Annotated in this window: 2 protein-coding genes; one reads left to right on the top strand and one right to left on the bottom strand. The window is 30.0% G+C overall.

Annotated features, from left to right (window positions below; translation table 11 throughout):
* The first annotated feature begins 75 nt into the window (after window positions 1-75).
* Window positions 76-375 carry a transposase gene (locus C200_RS14070; protein ID WP_080750139.1) on the top strand — a complete coding sequence of 100 codons (300 nt, stop codon included), beginning with the start codon at window positions 76-78 and terminating at the stop codon, window positions 373-375.
* A gap of 806 nt (window positions 376-1,181) precedes the next feature.
* Here the strand turns inward: C200_RS14070 and C200_RS14660 are convergent.
* Window positions 1,182-1,539, bottom strand: a 358-nt coding sequence (locus tag C200_RS14660) for an ester cyclase (protein WP_052133297.1), incomplete at its 5' end; no start/stop codon positions are given.

The following is a 1,539-nucleotide window of genomic DNA, read 5'->3' on the forward strand; positions in this document are numbered from 1 at the left end:
AGCCCGGTAAAAAATCAATACGAATTAACTTTATAGGTGGTTTGCGCGGCAAGCAATTTATGGCACCAATGATGGTTGAAGGCTAACGTTTGTCAGGCTTATATCGATCAGTGCTTAATTCCCTGTTTATCTCCTGGAGAGACTGTAATCATGGATAATGCCTCTTTTCACAAATCAAAAGGGGTTAAGGAAGCGATTGAAGATGCGGGTTGTCACTTATTATTTTTACCCCCTTATTCTCCTGATTTAAACCCGATAGAGCATGTATGGTCACCGCTTAAAAATAGGGTTCGCATGAAGCTTGATCAAGATGAAATAAATTTAGAGACAGCGCTTAGTCAAGTAATGAAGTCAATGTCAGAAACTATTCGTTGAGCGCTATAACTCCTAAATACTGGGATTAATGTTTTATATATGTAAATATTCAAGTTAAATAATTTAAACATTATTAAATATATTTTTTATAAAAATACCTCCGTTAAAAAAATTAATTTATTAAATTTACTTTAAAATTTATATATTTTTCATATATTAGATATATACCTATAATAATTAATATTTATTTTTAATAAAATTAATTTATAAATTAAATGTAAGATAATTTGTTAATTTATATCTATGAAAACGGCAAACTAAATCAACTTAATTTTATCTGTTAAATTATAGGTTAAGTATTTAATATCTTTTGTTATGTAAATGCTATCATAAAATAATTTACATTATTTGTATTTAATAATATAACAAAAAATAATATAAATTAACAAATATCTTATACAAAAAAACGATTGGTATTTAATAAGTATAATTTATGAAGATTAGCCGTATTTTTGAACAGTAACTATTCTTTATATTTTTTGGTATTTTGGATAATGTATCTCACTGATTGATATGGCATAATAGGCAAATATTTAAGCGAAGGTTCATGACTTACATTGAATTAAGTGTTTAACACGGAGGCAATTTTATTTTCGAAAAGCGAGACAATGCATGACATGATAATTAGGTTGTTCATCAATAAATTTGAGTTTAGTAAGGTGATTTAGATTTGATAATCAAAGGGATGCATTACCCAAGGTTTTAAATATTATAAGCATTAGATGAAGATTCATAACAATAGCCTTGAGAGGTAAGCTTAGTTTTTAAGTAAAATTAATTTTGGCCATATAGTTCAGTAGACATGCTTAAAATGGTTGAATCCCTTCTAAAGCCGCCATAAAATCGCTCATATCATTTTCTAACCAGAATTCAATAATTTTACCATTTTTAATATGGTAGAATCCCATGCCGGTAAACTTAAAGGAGCGCCCTGTGGCGGGCATACCTTGGAATGTGCCCGTGTGTGTGCCTTGACCCGAAAAACGGGCAGCAACGCGGTTATTATTATTAATAATCTCATGACAATGATGTTGTAGGTTAGAAAATGCTGTTTGCATTTCGATAATAAAGCCTTTGAGTGCGTTTAAGCCTTGAGAGGTGCCATCGGTTGTGTGAATGATGACATCTGTAGAAAAAATGTCATTAGAGGGTGTCTTTAAACCC

The organism is Piscirickettsia salmonis LF-89 = ATCC VR-1361 (genome assembly GCF_000297215.2).
In the GTDB taxonomy this organism is placed as follows: Bacteria; Pseudomonadota; Gammaproteobacteria; order Piscirickettsiales; family Piscirickettsiaceae; genus Piscirickettsia; species Piscirickettsia salmonis.